This window comes from Acinetobacter sp. AS167 (genome assembly GCF_037152175.1).
GTDB lineage: Bacteria > Pseudomonadota > Gammaproteobacteria > Pseudomonadales > Moraxellaceae > Acinetobacter.
The window spans coordinates 282,024-297,466 of the sequence record NZ_JBBCMP010000002.1 but is presented as its reverse complement, the minus strand read 5'-3'; the positions used below and the strand labels follow the sequence as shown (position 1 = coordinate 297,466).

Genomic DNA, 15,443 nt, shown 5'->3' with positions numbered 1-15,443 from the left:
AGACAAGGATGAGAATAATCATATGTCAAAACATGAGCAAGGAAACCTGAAACATGGTTTAAGCAATCGGCACATCCAGCTTATCGCGCTAGGTGGTGCAATTGGTACAGGATTGTTTCTGGGTATCTCGCAATCGATTAAGCTTGCAGGTCCTTCAGTCATACTCGGTTATGCGATTGCTGGATTTATTGCGTTTTTAATGATGCGACAGTTAGGTGAAATGGTGGTGCAAGAACCAGTCAGTGGTTCATTTAGTCACTTTGCATACAAATACTGGGGCTCATTTGCAGGTTTTATGTCTGGCTGGAATTATTGGGTACTCAATGTTTTGGTCTGTATGGCAGAGCTGAGCGCAATTGGTCTTTATATTCAATATTGGTGGCCTGAAATCCCAACTTGGATTTCAGCATTGGTGTTTTTTGTTTTAATCAACGGTATCAACTTATTGCATGTAAAATTTTTTGGTGAAATGGAATTTTGGTTCTCTATCGTCAAAATTTTGGCAATCCTAGCCATGATCGGCTTTGGTTCCTATCTACTTGCAACAGGTACAGCAGGGCCACAGGCAAGCATTAGTAACCTTTGGGCATTGGGTGGGTTTTTCCCATTTGGTGTGGAAGGTTTAGTCATGGCAATGGCTGTGATTATTTTTGCCTTTGGTGGGATTGAGCTATTTGGTATTACTGCAGCAGAAGCGCGTGATCCTGATAAAACTCTGCCTAAAGCAGTCAATCAAATTATTTATCGTATTTTGATTTTCTATATTGCAACACTGTTTATCTTATTTGCACTTTTTCCATGGAACCAAATGGCAGAAGGTGGTAGCCCATTTGTAATGGTATTTGCTTCACTGGATAGTCATGGTGTTGCGACCTTACTGAATTTTGTCATTCTTACCGCAGCTGTTTCGGTGTATAACGGGACCAGTTATTGTAGTAGTCGCATGTTACTTGGTTTAGCACAACAGGGTAATGCACCGAAGTTCCTTAAGCATATTAATAAGCGTGGTATTCCAACCAATGCGGTTTATGTTTCAGCTTTTGTTACGGTTTTATGTGTACTACTCAATTATGCATTTCCAGAAAAAGCATTTGGTTTATTGATGATGTTAGTGGTTGCTGCAATTGTGATTAACTGGGTGGTTATTTCATGGACGCATTTAAAGTTCCGTAAAGCCATGCAAACACAAGGGCAGACCACCAAGTTTCCAAGTATTGCTTATCCATTCAGTAATTATCTTTGCATTATCTTTATGTTGGGTATTCTGGTGGTAATGTCATTCACCGAGAATATGCGTATTGCGGTAATGATGATTCCAGCATGGATTCTTTGTTTGATGCTTGCTTATTATCTGAAACAACGAAAGTTAAAAAATGCACAACAAAATGTTGTGTTAAATTCTGATGTGTAGCAAAAGATTTTAATCTTTGCAAAAGGGCTAAATTGATATTTAGCCCTTTTTGCTTTTTGTGTGATTATTAACCTATACCGAGGGTATTATTCTGCTGCTTTTAAAAAATCAATCAATTGATTGATATCATCGCTTTGTAATTGTTCACGAATTTTTAAAACCTGCTTCTCATCTAAATCATACAATTTAACTGATTGTAATTTTTCAGTCTGATCCTGAGAAAACCGATATTTAATGAGTTTTGCCGGTACACCACCGACAATTGCATACGCTGGCACGTCTTGAGTGACGACTGCACCTGTAGCAACGATGGCACCTTCACCTAGCGTTACCCCTTGCATAATCATGGCACGACTGCCAATCCAACAGCCATCGCCAATCACTGTATCCCCAGCGGGTAAAAAGCTACGGGTATCAAAAGGAAATGTAGAGATCCAGTCAGAGCGATGTAATTGATTGCCACCCATCATGACCACACATTCCGCCCCAAAACAAACAAAGTTACCAATATATAATTGGTCAATTGGTTTCTCTACAGTTGACGGCTTATCATGCAAATAACGCACCACGCAACGTTCAAATCCCTGATCCCAATATGCCGAATAATAAGAATAATTTCCTTTAATATGAATATTGGGATTTTTCACAGTTTTAGAAATAAACTCAAATTCGCACCAGTGTTTTACGGGGGAGTGAATAGCGTCAGTCATGGGAGTACAAAAGCTTAAGTGCAAGGGCTAGAGCGCGCATTGTAACCTTAGATTGAACTTAGATCTTGATCAGCAATTAAAAAATATTCAGTGTATTGGGTTTAAACATCAATTCTTCAGCTATTCCTTGGCTGGTATTCAAGTATTAACCTATTTTTAAATGGATCAAATGCGTGGCATGGGTATGACGAATATGATCAGCACGATGGTTAAAGTAACGATGGGTAATGTCTTTACCTGATAAATCTTCAACCACCTGATAACCCATCATTTCAACTGCATGATGCAATGCTTGCGAAGCAAACGCACCAATCAAAGGCTCTTTTAAGAAACGGGTAAACTGTGACACTGCGAAGCTACCCAAACGCTCAATACCTTGTAAGACTTTATAATCAATCGAATAATCCATCACAACTTGGCTATTTTTGCCAGTAAAGGATGCAATGTTGTGTAAGGTTGCTAGGGTTGCTTGTGGGGTTAAATAATGGGTTGTGCCCAGCCATGAAAAAAATGTGGCTTGGGTGTTTTGAAATCCACTACGCGCCAAAGCATCAGACAGTTTTTCTTTTTCAAAATCAATGCCAACAAATTCCACATTGCTTGGGAGCTCACCTGTATTACTAAGCTTTTTTAATTTTTCTAATTTGGTTCTTTGTGTATCAGGATGATCAATTTCAAATATTTTGAGTTGGGGGTATTGCTGGGCCAAGCGTAATACAAAAGAGTCTAGACCAGCGCCAACCAATACATATTGTTGAATATGATCATGTTCAATCGCTTGTTTTAAAAGATCTTCTGTATAGCGAGAACGTCCAACCACTTGGCCTGTCAATTTACCAAAAGTTTGATTCATTAAATTGGAGTTTAACGCTTTACGTAGAAGAGCATTATTTAAAAGTAAACGCCATTGTGAATTGGTCATTTCAAATGCATAAGGGTCAGAGAATACTGGATCGTTGGCATTTAAATGATGATTGGCTCTAATTGCTGCCGCTGCTTCAGCAGTTTTACTTGCTCGTCCTGCTTTCATTCTCGTTCTCAATGAATTTTAATTTTTCCTCAATGTAATGCATCGAAAATATTTAACAATGGCAATTTACTTAGAGCGGTTGGTGATAAATGCTAGTTTTCTTTGAGTTCGTATGGCGGATGCATCATATTTTGCTTGGAGCAAGATTTGAGAAATGTATGGATGATGTTTGATATTTATTAAATAGATACGTGATCAGTGTTAATTTCTATGTGAATGCAGGATTGTTCTGATGTGAATGTTTTTAAACTTTTTATCTATATAGCTAAACCTTCTAATTGTATATATAAATGATTTGCATCCTGTCATTGATCATCAATGAAGCTTATGTTTTTGTATGAACTTGAAAATTTTCGGCTATGAATAAGTTTTTGTATTTTTGAATTCTAGATGATTATCCTACTGTGGGGCGACATGGATGTTGCCCTTGATGTTTGGGAATGCAGGGGTACAGGATGTACCCTTTGCCTAAACAAAGCTATTTAGACTTTAAATGTAATGTGTGGCATTGCAAGCTTTTTATAATTGAATAATTTATTTCTACATTTTTTTGATTTTATTAAGAATATTAATTATTGAAATTGTATTTTTGTGTCTTAGGCTTTGACAAAAATATTTTGAGTCGTTTTGTCTTAGTCAATAACTGATGGTTGAATATAAAAGCGATTAGTTTTTTGTTATTCATTTTATATTTTTAGCTCAATAAAAAGGGCTGAATCATCAGCCCTAGTATGTGTTAAATATATTCAACACTCACCACTTCATATTCCACTTCACCTTGTGGTGTAGTGATTTTAGCTTCGTCACCTTCATTCTTGCCAAGAAGACCACGCGCAATAGGCGAGTTCACTGAGATCTTATTGATCTTAAAGTCAGCTTCATCATCACCTACAATCTTATAGGTTTTCTTTTCTTCAGTATCCAAATTCTCAATGGTTACCGTCACACCAAAAACCACACGACCAGTTTGCTCAAGTTCCTTAACATCAATAACTTGGCAAGCACCAAGTTTACCTTCGATGTCTTGAATACGACCTTCACAAAAACCTTGTTGCTCGCGCGCTGCATGGTATTCTGCGTTTTCTTTTAAATCCCCATGTTCACGTGCTTCTGCAATTGCTGCAATAATACGTGGACGATCAACAGATTTGAGCTGTTGCAATTCTTTCTCTAAGGCTACCTTGCCTTCAGGAGTCATAGGATAACGTTGCATTGTTGTCCCTCAGTTCAGTATTTAAAAAATACAGGTTTATAAAATGAAAAAAGCCCGCCACCGATAAGATGGCGGGACTTATCGGAAACGAATTAACCTAGTGTTTGCAAATCTTGCAAGCGATATACATCCATTGGCAATTTAATTGCTAAAGCTTGGCATACAGCATCAGCACCATTCAAGGTAGTTGTGTAATACACTTTACCTTGAAGAGCAGAGCGACGGATTGAGAATGAATCCTGCTGAGCTTGTTTACCTTCAGTAGTATTGATAATGAGGTGAATCTCGCCATTTTTCAAGCGGTCGACAATATTTGGACGACCTTCAGTTACTTTATTCACACGTTCACATTCAATACCAGCCTCTTTAATGACATCATAAGTACCGCCAGTTGCGATAATTTTGAAGCCTAAATCAACCAATTGTTTCGCAATACCCGCGGCACGAGGCTTATCTGAATGACGTACTGAAATAAATACGTGCTTCACTTCACCATCAGTTGGTTTACCTGGTAAGCGATCGTTAGAGCCTAACACAGCTTTATAGAAAGCTTCACCAAAAGTTGTACCAACACCCATCACTTCACCAGTAGATTTCATTTCTGGTCCAAGGATCGGGTCTACACCTGGGAATTTGTTGAACGGGAATACTGCTTCTTTTACAGCAAAATGCGTTGGGATAATCTCTTTTGTGAATCCTTGCGATTCTAAAGATTGACCCGCCATACAACGTGCCGCAACTTTTGCTAATGATTCGCCGATACATTTAGAAACGAACGGTACTGTACGAGACGCACGTGGGTTCACTTCAAGAATATAAACGTCATTGCCTTTAACAGCAAACTGTACGTTCATCAAGCCAATCACACCAAGCTCTTTCGCCATAGCAACGGTTTGACGACGCATTTCATCCTGAATCTCTGCAGAAAGAGAGTAAGGCGGAATTGAACATGCTGAGTCACCAGAGTGAATACCCGCTTGTTCGATATGCTGCATAATACCGCCGATCACCACATCTTTGCCGTCAGATACACAGTCAACATCGACTTCTGTTGCATCATCAAGGAAATGGTCAAGCAGTACAGGTGCTTCGTTAGACGCTTGTACAGCATCACGCAAGTAACGTTTAAGTTCGTCGTCGTTGTATACGATTTCCATCGCACGACCACCAAGGACATAAGATGGACGTACAACCAACGGATAACCCACTTTAGATGCTTCAGCCATACCTTCTTCAGCAGATTTAACAATGCTGTTGCTTGGTTGACGAAGATTCAAACGTTGAATCATCTGTTGGAAACGTTCACGATCTTCTGCACGGTCAATCGCATCTGGAGACGTACCGATAATTGGTGCACCTGCTTCTTCTAAAGCACGAGCCAATTTCAAAGGTGTTTGACCGCCGTACTGTACGATAATACCTTTTGGTTTTTCTGTACGTACGATTTCTAAAACGTCTTCTAAAGTGATCGGTTCAAAGTACAAACGATCAGATGTGTCATAGTCAGTTGAAACCGTTTCAGGGTTACAGTTAACCATAATGGTTTCATAACCATCTTCACGCATTGCAAGGGCAGCGTGAACACAGCAATAATCGAACTCGATCCCTTGACCAATACGGTTAGGACCACCACCGATCACCATGATCTTGTCACGGTTAGACGGATTCGCTTCACACTCGTCATCATAAGTTGAGTACATGTAAGCAGTATCTGACTCGAACTCAGCTGCACAGGTATCTACACGTTTGTAAACAGGGTATACACCCAAGTTCCAACGGTGCTTACGGAATTGCTTTTGCGAAATGCCCATCAAGTCAGCAATACGTAAATCAGATAAACCTTTACGTTTAAATGCACGGATATTGTCAGCGTTCAAATCACCAAAACCTAAAGTTTTGATTTGCTCTTCAGACTGAATGATGTCTTGGATTTGAATCAAGAACCAACGATCGATATTGGTTGCAGCAAATACTTCATCTAATGTGAAGCCATGACGGAATGCGTCAGCAACATACCAAATACGCTCAGGACCTGGCACTTTAAGCTCGACCAAGATTTTATCTTTCGCGCCTTCAGTACCTACTGCAATTTTCTCATCAAAACCACAAGCACCGACTTCAAGACCACGAAGTGCCTTTTGTACAGATTCTTGGAAGTTACGACCAATTGCCATGACTTCACCCACAGATTTCATCTGTGTCGTGAGTGTTGCATCAGCTTGTGGGAATTTCTCGAAGTTAAAGCGAGGAATCTTGGTTACAACATAGTCGATTGCAGGTTCAAACGATGCAGGCGTTGTTCCACCAGTGATGTCATTTTTCAATTCATCAAGGGTATAGCCCACTGCAAGTTTTGCTGCAATTTTGGCAATAGGGAAACCTGTTGCTTTAGACGCAAGCGCAGAAGAACGAGATACACGAGGGTTCATCTCGATCACAACCATACGACCATCTTTCGGGTTGATACCGAACTGAACGTTTGATCCGCCTGTCTCTACACCAATTTCACGTAGCACAGCTAAAGAAGCATTACGCAGTAATTGGAACTCTTTATCTGTTAGTGTCTGTGCAGGTGCAACAGTAATGGAGTCACCGGTATGCACACCCATTGGATCGAAGTTTTCAATGGTACATACAATGATACAGTTGTCGTTTTTGTCACGAACAACTTCCATTTCATATTCTTTCCAGCCAATTAATGATTCATCAATCAATAATTGTTTGGTTGGAGAAAGATCAAAACCGCGTTCACAGATTTCAATGAATTCTTCTTTGTTATAGGCGATACCACCACCTGAACCACCCATCGTAAATGATGGGCGGATAATCACAGGGAAGCCGAAACGGGCTTGAATTTCAAGCGCATGTTCCATGCTTTCTGCAACATCAGCACGTGGGCATTCCAAACCAATTTTGCGCATTGCGATATCGAAAAGTTTGCGATCTTCCGCTTTTTCGATGGCTTCTTTGGTCGCACCAATCAATTCAACATTGTATTTTTCTAAAATACCGTTGGCATCTAGTGCCAATGCACAGTTTAATGCCGTTTGACCACCCATTGTTGGAAGAACCGCATCTGGGCGTTCTTTCTCAATGATTTGTGCAACAGTTTGCCACGTAATCGGTTCGATATACGTTGCATCTGCCATAGTTGGGTCAGTCATAATGGTGGCTGGGTTAGAGTTCACCAAAATAACACGGTAGCCTTCTTCACGAAGGGCTTTACATGCTTGTGCACCTGAGTAATCGAACTCACATGCTTGCCCGATGACAATCGGACCCGCACCAATAATTAAGATGCTTTTAATGTCTGTACGTTTAGCCATGATCGCTTCCTTAATTACTTCTTAGATGCTTCAATAAGTTCGATGAAATGATCGAACAATGGGGCACAGTCATGTGGACCAGGGCTTGCTTCAGGGTGACCTTGAAAGCTAAACGCAGGTTTATCTGTACGATGAATACCTTGTAAGGTTTGATCGAACAAAGATTTATGCGTAGCTTTGAGGTTTGCAGGTAAGGTTTCTGCATCTACTGCAAAGCCATGGTTTTGAGAAGTAATCATCACTGTACCATTTTCAAGATTCTGTACAGGATGGTTTGCACCGTGGTGACCATGTGGCATTTTCACCGTTCTAGCGCCAGAAGCTAAAGCTAGAATTTGATGACCCAAACAAATACCGAAAACTGGTAGGTTTGTAGTTTCAACAATGGTTTTTACTGCCGCAATTGCATAATCACATGCTGCTGGATCGCCAGGTCCATTTGACAAAAATACGCCATCTGGATTTAACGCCAATACTTTTTCAGCAGGTGTTTGTGCAGGAACAACAGTTAATTTACACCCACGGTCGGCAAGCATACGTAAGATGTTGGTTTTGACACCGTAATCGTATGCAACAACATGAAACTTTGTTTCAGGTTGAGAAAAGCCTTGGCCCAGTGTCCATGAGCCTTCGGTCCATTCAAAACCTTGTGGGTCACAACATTCTTTCGCAAGGTCTAAACCATCTAGACCACCAAAGGCACGTGCTTTTGCAATAGCTTCTTCTTCAGTAATATTATCGCCGGCAAGAATGCATCCGTTTTGTGCGCCTTTGTCACGTAAAATACGTGTCAATTTACGAGTATCAATATCTGCAATGGCAACGACATTATGTTGTTGTAAATATTCGCCAAGAGACTGAGTAGCTCGGAAATTGCTGTGTAATAACGGTAGGTCACGAATGATTAAACCATTCGCCCAAACTTTATGAATTCGACCTGATTCAGCGTCTTCTTCATTACAACCAGTATTACCGATATGAGGATAAGTTAAAGTTACAAGTTGCTGTGCATAACTAGGGTCGGTCAAAATTTCTTGATAACCAGTCATGGCAGTGTTAAAAACGACTTCACCAGTCGTACTTCCCGTAGCGCCGATCGATGTACCTTTAAAAACAGTACCGTCAGCAAGGGCTAAAATGGCGGGGGTGCTCAAACCATAGCTCCTGAACTAAAACCACAAAAATAGGGCTGTAAAAAAGCGAGTAGACGAAAAAAAAGGAAGGCTTACTAAATCCTACCCTCCTCTTGTCTGCTCGCTTGTAACTTAACAGCGCATTATACGCATGAGCCCCTCGAAAGTCTATTTTATTTCGAGGGATAATCTAAGATAAATACCTTGCTATTTATCATTAATTCTGCTTTTAAAGTGAAATATTTGAAATTGTAAGTATTTAATTATTGTTAGACAAATCAAAATCTAAAATTTATCTTTTCAATGTATCTTATTGACTCACATTCCAGGGGGAATCAATATGACAATATCTAAAGAAAGTGTTACAGAGAAAGTAACCAAAGACACCGCAGCTTTGAAAGAAGTTGTAACTGAAACTACAGAGAACTTAGAGAAGTTAGGTAAAGAAGCGCAGCAGAAAGTTGCTGAAGCTGTTACAGAAACTAAAACTAAGCTTGAAGCAGAGTCAGAGCAATTAACTGAGCAAGTTCAAGATCAAGTACAAAACTTTAAACAAGATTTGGTGCAACGTCTTGATGTGATCAAATCACAATTTTCCACTTCACAAAAAGATTTGGCTGAATTAGCTGATTTCTTAAAATCAGAATTAAGCATTTTAGTGAAAGAGTTAACTGAAGTTGGTAAAGAAATTCGTGAAGACGTTTCACAAATTTCGAGCAAACATAAAGTTCAGTTAACTGAAACTTTAAAGCGTTCTAAAGATCACACTTTAGAAGTTTGGAATAAAGTAACGACAAAACAATAAGATATGTAAGGCTTATGTTTTAAGAAAAGCTATTTTTAAGAAAAATGGCAATAAAAAAGTGAGGCAACTAGCCTCACTTTTTTTATTTTCAAGCTCAGTTTACATAATTGTAGTCTAAAATGTATGTAACCAATCACGTTTATTGTGAAAGTCGGCCTGTTGGCCACTGTGTTGCATGGCAAAGAAATGTTGACCTTGCGTGGTATTTAAAACAGCGCTTAAACCCAAAAATAAGTCTGACCATTTTAATTTATTGGCAAGCATAAACTCGCTAAGATCTATGCTGACATTTAATCCATAATGTGTGCGCTTTAACTGATTTAATTCAATGTCATAAGCAGCGACTGGTGGCATATTTTCAGGATAACGATATTCTTCAAATTGATAAGCTTGCCAAGCTTGAGAAGGGGATAGATTAATTTCACGATAATAATCTTCGCCTTGCACACCTATAAAAATCTCAAAACAGGTATTTTCCCAAAGCAAATCCTGACGCGGATTTGCTGTAACCAGTTCAGGATAAATTATGAATTGATTGGGATCTCTTAACCAATAACCGACATTGAGCGTATACGGGCTAATTTGTTCAATCGCACCAACTAGGGAGATACTTTGAAAACGACGATCAAATGCATTCAGTTCGAAACTTGCCATGAAAATAAATCTTAATTTGAAAGATGAGCGTGGCGAACTAAATTAGACAATTTTGGATTTTGTTTCGCAGCTTTTTTATAAAGCAATGCAATTTTACCAATTGTTTGAACAACTTCAGCACCAGTAACATTTGCAATTTCAGTAATCGTTGCAGCACGTGCTTCGCGGTCTTCACCAGTAACCTTGACTTTAATTAACTCGTGATCATTTAAAGCACGATTTAATTCTTCAACGACACTTTCAGTCAAGCCTTTATCGCCAAGCATTACAACAGGATTTAACGCATGGCCGATTTGACGTAAACGTTTACGTTCTTGGATAGATAGAGCCGCCATATAAAGATAACCTAATTTTAGAAACGACTTAGTATAACAAAAGCCATATCACTACGCTGTAAATTCTGTAGAAATAATCGATGAAGCTTATTCAAAAAAACATATCAATATCTGTCGATTTAAATCAATATGAATACTGCAATGAGATTTTTTTTCACGTACAATCAGAAGTTAGTTATCGGTTTAGATCAAGAGAGTTATGGCTACACGCATTACCAACCAGAAGTTATCCAAAAGTAGTCGTGCGTGGATGAGAGAGCATTTAGATGACCCTTTTGTGAAAAAAGCACAAAAAGAAGGTTACCGAGCTCGCGCTGCATATAAACTTCTTGAAATTCAAGAAAAACACAAAATGATTAAACCAGGTATGACCGTGGTTGACTTGGGTGCTGCGCCAGGAAGTTGGTCGCAAATCGCTGGTAAACTGGTTGGTGATAAAGGTTTAGTGATTGCTTCAGATATTTTGGAAATGGATGCTTTGCCTGATGTTACCTTCTTACAAGGTGATTTTAGAGAAGAAGAAGTTTTCGAAAAATTGTTAAATATTTTAAATGGACGCACTGTAGACGTTGTAATTTCAGATATGGCCCCCAATACATCAGGTAATAGGGCTGTAGATCAACCTCGCCAGATTTACTTGTGTGAACTTGCGTTAGATTTTGCCAACAAGGTTCTTGGACCAAAAGGGCAGTTTTTAGTTAAAGTTTTCCAAGGAACTGGTTTTGATGAGTTCCGAAAGCAAGTCGTGGATAGTTTTGATGTGTTAAAAACAGCAAAACCAGCTGCTTCACGTGCACGTTCAAAAGAAGTTTTTTTAATTGGACAGGGCCGTAAAAAAGTTTCGCAATAGGTGGTGGTTTTGAGGTATGTTCATTCTTCGTAATGAATTGCCAACAAATACTTGCCAAGTTGTTAAAAATTGTGCATTTTGTACCTTTTTAACCTTTATTGCGAAATTCATTACTCGCTTTTTGTTACGATCAAGCAAGATTGAGCCTGATCAAAATAGTTATATATGGGAATAAAGCTTTGAGCGATTACTTCAAAAATGCCGTATTGTGGCTGGTCATACTGGGTGTGCTGATCTTAATTTTCAGCAATCTCAGTGACCGCAGTAAGCCTTCTGCGATGAATTATTCAGAATTCGTCACAGCGGTGAATGCTGGTCAAATTAGTAAAGTCACAATTGATGGTGAAAGAATAAGCGGCGAAAAAAAGAACGGTTCGAACTTTGAAAGTATTCGCCCAGCAGTTCAAGATCCTGAATTGATGCCTACACTCATCAAAAATAACGTTGTTGTTGAAGGTACTGCACCTCAACGTCAAGGTTTATTGATGCAACTTCTCATCGCAAGCTTTCCTGTGCTTTTAATTATTTTATTGTTCATGTTCTTTATGCGTAACATGGGTGGTGGTGCAGGTGGTAAAAATGGACCAATGAGTTTTGGTAAATCTAAAGCGAAAATGCTTTCAGAAGACCAAATCAAAGTGACCTTTACCGATGTTGCTGGTTGTGATGAAGCAAAACAAGAAGTTGTAGAAATCGTTGATTTCTTGAAAGACCCCGCAAAATTCAAACGCTTAGGGGCAACAATTCCTAAAGGCGTATTGATGGTTGGTCCACCAGGTACAGGTAAAACTTTACTTGCAAAAGCGATTGCTGGTGAAGCCAAAGTTCCATTCTTTAGTATTTCAGGTTCTGACTTCGTTGAAATGTTCGTTGGTGTTGGTGCATCTCGTGTGCGTGACATGTTCGAACAGGCGAAACGCCATGCACCATGTATCATCTTTATTGATGAGATTGATGCAGTCGGTCGTCATCGTGGTTCAGGTACAGGTGGTGGTCATGATGAACGTGAACAAACACTAAACCAAATGCTTGTTGAAATGGATGGTTTTGAAGGTAATGAAGGGATTATCGTCATTGCGGCAACAAACCGTGCGGATGTACTAGATAAAGCATTACTTCGTCCGGGGCGTTTCGACCGTCAAGTGATGGTGGGGCTGCCAGATATTAAAGGTCGTGAACAGATCTTGGCAGTGCATTTAAAGAAACTTCCTTCGGTAACTGGTGTTGATCTTAAGGTATTGGCACGTGGTACACCTGGTTTCTCTGGTGCGCAATTGGCGAATCTTGTCAATGAAGCTGCATTATTTGCTGCTCGTCGTAACAAGAACACCGTCGATATGCATGACTTTGAAGATGCAAAAGATAAGATCTACATGGGTCCTGAGCGTAAGTCGATGGTGATCCGTGAAGAGGAACGTCGTGCAACTGCTTATCATGAAGCAGGTCATGCCATTGTTGCAGAAATTCTTCCAGGGACTGACCCTGTGCATAAAGTAACAATTATGCCACGTGGTTGGGCTTTGGGTGTAACTTGGCAATTGCCAGAACATGATCAAACCAGCCATTACAAGTCTAAGATGTTGAATGAACTTTCAATCTTATTTGGTGGTCGTATTGCAGAAGAAGTTTTCATTGATCAAATGTCAACGGGTGCGTCTAACGACTTTGAACGTGCAACCAAAATGGCACGCGCAATGGTGACCAAGTACGGTATGTCAGACAAAATGGGCGTGATGGTCTATGAAGATGAAAACCAAAATGGTTTCTTCGGAAATGTCGGTAGCCGTACAATTTCTGAAGCAACGCAACAGCAAGTTGACCAAGAAGTACGTCGTATCCTAGATGAACAGTATCGTGTTGCACGTGATATCCTTGAAAATAACAAAGATATTGCACATGCAATGGTAAAAGCTTTGATGGAATGGGAAACGATTGATCGTGATCAGATCCGTGACATCATGGAAGGTCGTCCTCCTCAGCCACCTAAGGTTTATGTTGCGGAAAATCCAGTGCTTGATGTAACACCTACAGATGGTCCATCAACGCCACCACCATTGCCAGCGACCTGATCAGTCAGTAAATAAACAAGAGCCTCAATCGAGGCTCTTTTTTTATACAAAAAAATTCACAGATAAAAATCACTGTGTTATTGATTTGAATTGTTAAACTAGCCTGAATTGAATACGGAGAATTGACATGCAACTGATGCCACTACCTAAGCAAATTTTGCAATGTGGGCGTTTGAGTCTGGATTTATCGCAAGCACATGTCATGGGCATACTGAATGTCACTCCAGATTCATTTAGCGATGGTGGGAAACATGATCAAAAAGATCAAGCTGTTGCTTATGCCAAGCAAATGATTGCTGACGGTGCGACAGTAATTGATGTTGGAGGGGAATCTACACGTCCTGGTGCCTCTTCAGTTGAGATTGCTGAAGAAATACGTCGTGTCGTTCCTGTGGTTGCTGAATTAGCTAAATTAGATGTCATTATTTCAATAGATACCTCACAACCAGAAGTGATTTGTGAGGCGGTTAAGGCTGGTGCGCATATTTGGAATGATGTCCGTGCCTTAACTCGTCCACATGCCTTAGAGACTGCTGCAGAGCTCAATATCCCTGTGATTATTATGCATATGCGAGGCGAGCCAACCACAATGAATCATCTTGATCAGTATGAAAATGTTACTCTAGAGGTAATTGCTGAATTACAGCAACGAGTAGATGATGCACTACAGGCAGGAATTCACCCCAAAAATATTATGATAGATCCTGGTTTTGGTTTTGCTAAAAATGCGCAACAAAATTTAAAGCTTCTTAATGAGTTTTATCAATTGAACAAAATGGGCTATCCAATTTTATCAGCCTTATCACGTAAGCGCTTTATCGGTGAAGCTCTAGATGGTGCAGATGCAAGTCATCGTGCTGTGGGTAGTGTTGCTGCACACTTGCTCAGCATTCAACAGGGCGCGTGTATGGTGCGTGCACATGATGTAAAAGCGATGTCGGATGCAATTAAAGTATGGCAAGCCATGCGCTCTGCAATTTAATGATGAATAGTCAATAGCCCCTGATATTGTTTGATCTTTTTTAAAATTTAGATTATCTACATCTGAAGAATTAATCAGTTAAATTGCTCAATCAATTTGGTGAATTGTATGGTTTGTGTTATATAAGCGCGTGAATTGCTGTTTTATTTTAGGTTGCAATGTTTAACGATCTACTTCTCCCAATGTTCGATGATGAATATTATCCAGATATTCTAGTTGCTGAGGTTAAGCAACTTATTGAAAATTTTGCTAAAAAAGTGGCAAAAACCAGCTTTAGTGATGCAGAAATTTATTCTATGGCAAAACTGACTGTGATTGAAATTAATGAAATGAAGCCACAGTTTGAGGATCTTGATTCTTCTTTGGATGGTACTGCGGCTGATTATATTGCTGAGGCAATGATGATGGTGGTACAAGACCAAGGGTATCTCGATATTGAAATGGAAGAACTTGTTGCAAATAGAGAGTGGTAAGCCACTCTCTTTTTTTGCTATGGATTTTTAGAGATAAACAAGTACAGTCAATCAGTCAAAAACTCAGATACAAAAATATAGTTTTTCTTAATTAATATTTTAAATTAAATCAATTGCATAGAGAATGATTTTTTTGATTATAAAAAAGCGTGCAATGCCACACCTTACACTCAAAGTTTAAATAACCTTTACGTAGACGATGCCTCACTTTTAGTAGTAGATGCCAAACATTGCGCTGTAAGCACAGCTATGCTTTGTTTTTGCTCATGTTGGGCGAGGGGTACGTCCTGTACCCCCGCCCAACGGAGACGTCCATGTCGCCTCATGATAGGATCATCATCTCATTTGTGTGAATAATTAGGTGGTTTACTATAGAATGGCAAGCTTAATTCCTTACTTATATATGCTGCTTATTAAGCTTTTTTTTCGATAAAAACATAAATATGTATTAA

The 15,443-nt window shown here is 39.5% G+C and carries 14 protein-coding genes; 6 read left to right on the top strand and 8 right to left on the bottom strand.

Annotation, left to right across the window (positions count from 1 at the left end; genetic code table 11):
• Positions 1–22 precede the first annotated feature (22 nt).
• A complete protein-coding gene (locus WFN33_RS04700; RefSeq protein WP_004823234.1) occupies positions 23–1,411 on the top strand; it encodes an amino acid permease in 1,389 nt (462 codons plus the stop codon).
• Positions 1,412–1,497: 86 nt separating this feature from the next.
• Here the strand turns inward: WFN33_RS04700 and WFN33_RS04695 are convergent, their stop codons facing one another.
• The 5 genes from WFN33_RS04695 to carA all read right to left on the bottom strand — a co-directional run bounded on the left by WFN33_RS04695 (position 1,498) and on the right by carA (position 8,844).
• Positions 1,498–2,121 carry a CatB-related O-acetyltransferase gene (locus tag WFN33_RS04695; protein ID WP_336951816.1) on the bottom strand — a complete coding sequence of 208 codons (624 nt, stop codon included), beginning with the start codon at positions 2,119–2,121 and terminating at the stop codon, positions 1,498–1,500.
• Between the two features lie 145 nt (positions 2,122–2,266).
• Entirely contained in the window at positions 2,267–3,151 is an 885-nt protein-coding gene (locus WFN33_RS04690) for a class I SAM-dependent methyltransferase (RefSeq protein ID WP_336951815.1), read from the bottom strand.
• 736 nt (positions 3,152–3,887) lie between these two features.
• The gene (gene greA, locus WFN33_RS04685) at positions 3,888–4,364 is read right to left on the bottom strand and encodes a transcription elongation factor GreA (protein WP_336951814.1); all 477 of its coding nucleotides are present in this window, start codon (positions 4,362–4,364) and stop codon (positions 3,888–3,890) included.
• Positions 4,365–4,456: 92 nt separating this feature from the next.
• A complete protein-coding gene (carB, locus tag WFN33_RS04680) occupies positions 4,457–7,690 on the bottom strand; it encodes a carbamoyl-phosphate synthase large subunit (RefSeq protein WP_336951813.1) in 3,234 nt (1,077 codons plus the stop codon).
• 14 nt (positions 7,691–7,704) lie between these two features.
• A complete protein-coding gene (gene carA / locus WFN33_RS04675; RefSeq protein WP_336951812.1) occupies positions 7,705–8,844 on the bottom strand; it encodes a glutamine-hydrolyzing carbamoyl-phosphate synthase small subunit in 1,140 nt (379 codons plus the stop codon).
• 319 nt (positions 8,845–9,163) lie between these two features.
• Between carA and WFN33_RS04670 the strand changes: the two genes are divergently transcribed.
• Complete coding sequence (locus tag WFN33_RS04670; protein ID WP_336951811.1) at positions 9,164–9,628, top strand: hypothetical protein; 465 nt, start codon at positions 9,164–9,166, stop codon at positions 9,626–9,628.
• Between the two features lie 114 nt (positions 9,629–9,742).
• Here WFN33_RS04670 and WFN33_RS04665 read toward each other — a convergent pair whose 3' ends face one another.
• The gene (locus tag WFN33_RS04665) at positions 9,743–10,282 is read right to left on the bottom strand and encodes a DOMON-like domain-containing protein (protein ID WP_336951809.1); all 540 of its coding nucleotides are present in this window, start codon (positions 10,280–10,282) and stop codon (positions 9,743–9,745) included.
• A gap of 11 nt (positions 10,283–10,293) precedes the next feature.
• Complete coding sequence (yhbY, locus tag WFN33_RS04660; RefSeq protein ID WP_004717326.1) at positions 10,294–10,617, bottom strand: ribosome assembly RNA-binding protein YhbY; 324 nt, start codon at positions 10,615–10,617, stop codon at positions 10,294–10,296.
• A 199-nt stretch (positions 10,618–10,816) separates the two neighbouring features.
• On the opposite strand from yhbY, the gene rlmE reads away from it, so the two are divergent.
• From rlmE to WFN33_RS04640, 4 genes are all read left to right on the top strand, one after another.
• The gene (rlmE, locus tag WFN33_RS04655) at positions 10,817–11,467 is read left to right on the top strand and encodes a 23S rRNA (uridine(2552)-2'-O)-methyltransferase RlmE (protein WP_004717323.1); all 651 of its coding nucleotides are present in this window, start codon (positions 10,817–10,819) and stop codon (positions 11,465–11,467) included.
• Positions 11,468–11,646: 179 nt separating this feature from the next.
• Positions 11,647–13,536 (top strand): ATP-dependent zinc metalloprotease FtsH, encoded by a 1,890-nt coding sequence (ftsH, locus tag WFN33_RS04650; RefSeq protein ID WP_336951808.1) that lies wholly within the window; start codon positions 11,647–11,649, stop codon positions 13,534–13,536.
• Between the two features lie 127 nt (positions 13,537–13,663).
• Positions 13,664–14,518 (top strand): dihydropteroate synthase, encoded by an 855-nt coding sequence (folP, locus tag WFN33_RS04645; protein ID WP_336951807.1) that lies wholly within the window; start codon positions 13,664–13,666, stop codon positions 14,516–14,518.
• A 158-nt stretch (positions 14,519–14,676) separates the two neighbouring features.
• Positions 14,677–14,991 carry a DUF5713 family protein gene (locus tag WFN33_RS04640; RefSeq protein ID WP_336951806.1) on the top strand — a complete coding sequence of 105 codons (315 nt, stop codon included), beginning with the start codon at positions 14,677–14,679 and terminating at the stop codon, positions 14,989–14,991.
• A 188-nt stretch (positions 14,992–15,179) separates the two neighbouring features.
• Here WFN33_RS04640 and WFN33_RS04635 read toward each other — a convergent pair whose 3' ends face one another.
• Positions 15,180–15,317 (bottom strand): hypothetical protein, encoded by a 138-nt coding sequence (locus WFN33_RS04635; RefSeq protein WP_336951805.1) that lies wholly within the window; start codon positions 15,315–15,317, stop codon positions 15,180–15,182.
• Positions 15,318–15,443 lie beyond the last annotated feature (126 nt).

Coding starts and splice junctions, on each gene's coding strand:
- WFN33_RS04700 (WP_004823234.1), top strand. CDS start 23: ATGTCAAAACATGAGCAAGGAAACCTGAAACATGGTTTAAGCAATCGG.
- WFN33_RS04695 (WP_336951816.1), bottom strand. CDS start 2,121: ATGACTGACGCTATTCACTCCCCCGTAAAACACTGGTGCGAATTTGAG.
- WFN33_RS04690 (WP_336951815.1), bottom strand. CDS start 3,151: ATGAAAGCAGGACGAGCAAGTAAAACTGCTGAAGCAGCGGCAGCAATT.
- greA (WP_336951814.1), bottom strand. CDS start 4,364: ATGCAACGTTATCCTATGACTCCTGAAGGCAAGGTAGCCTTAGAGAAA.
- carB (WP_336951813.1), bottom strand. CDS start 7,690: ATGGCTAAACGTACAGACATTAAAAGCATCTTAATTATTGGTGCGGGT.
- WFN33_RS04670 (WP_336951811.1), top strand. CDS start 9,164: ATGACAATATCTAAAGAAAGTGTTACAGAGAAAGTAACCAAAGACACC.
- WFN33_RS04665 (WP_336951809.1), bottom strand. CDS start 10,282: ATGGCAAGTTTCGAACTGAATGCATTTGATCGTCGTTTTCAAAGTATC.
- yhbY (WP_004717326.1), bottom strand. CDS start 10,617: ATGGCGGCTCTATCTATCCAAGAACGTAAACGTTTACGTCAAATCGGC.
- rlmE (WP_004717323.1), top strand. CDS start 10,817: ATGGCTACACGCATTACCAACCAGAAGTTATCCAAAAGTAGTCGTGCG.
- folP (WP_336951807.1), top strand. CDS start 13,664: ATGCAACTGATGCCACTACCTAAGCAAATTTTGCAATGTGGGCGTTTG.
- WFN33_RS04640 (WP_336951806.1), top strand. CDS start 14,677: ATGTTTAACGATCTACTTCTCCCAATGTTCGATGATGAATATTATCCA.
- WFN33_RS04635 (WP_336951805.1), bottom strand. CDS start 15,317: ATGAGGCGACATGGACGTCTCCGTTGGGCGGGGGTACAGGACGTACCC.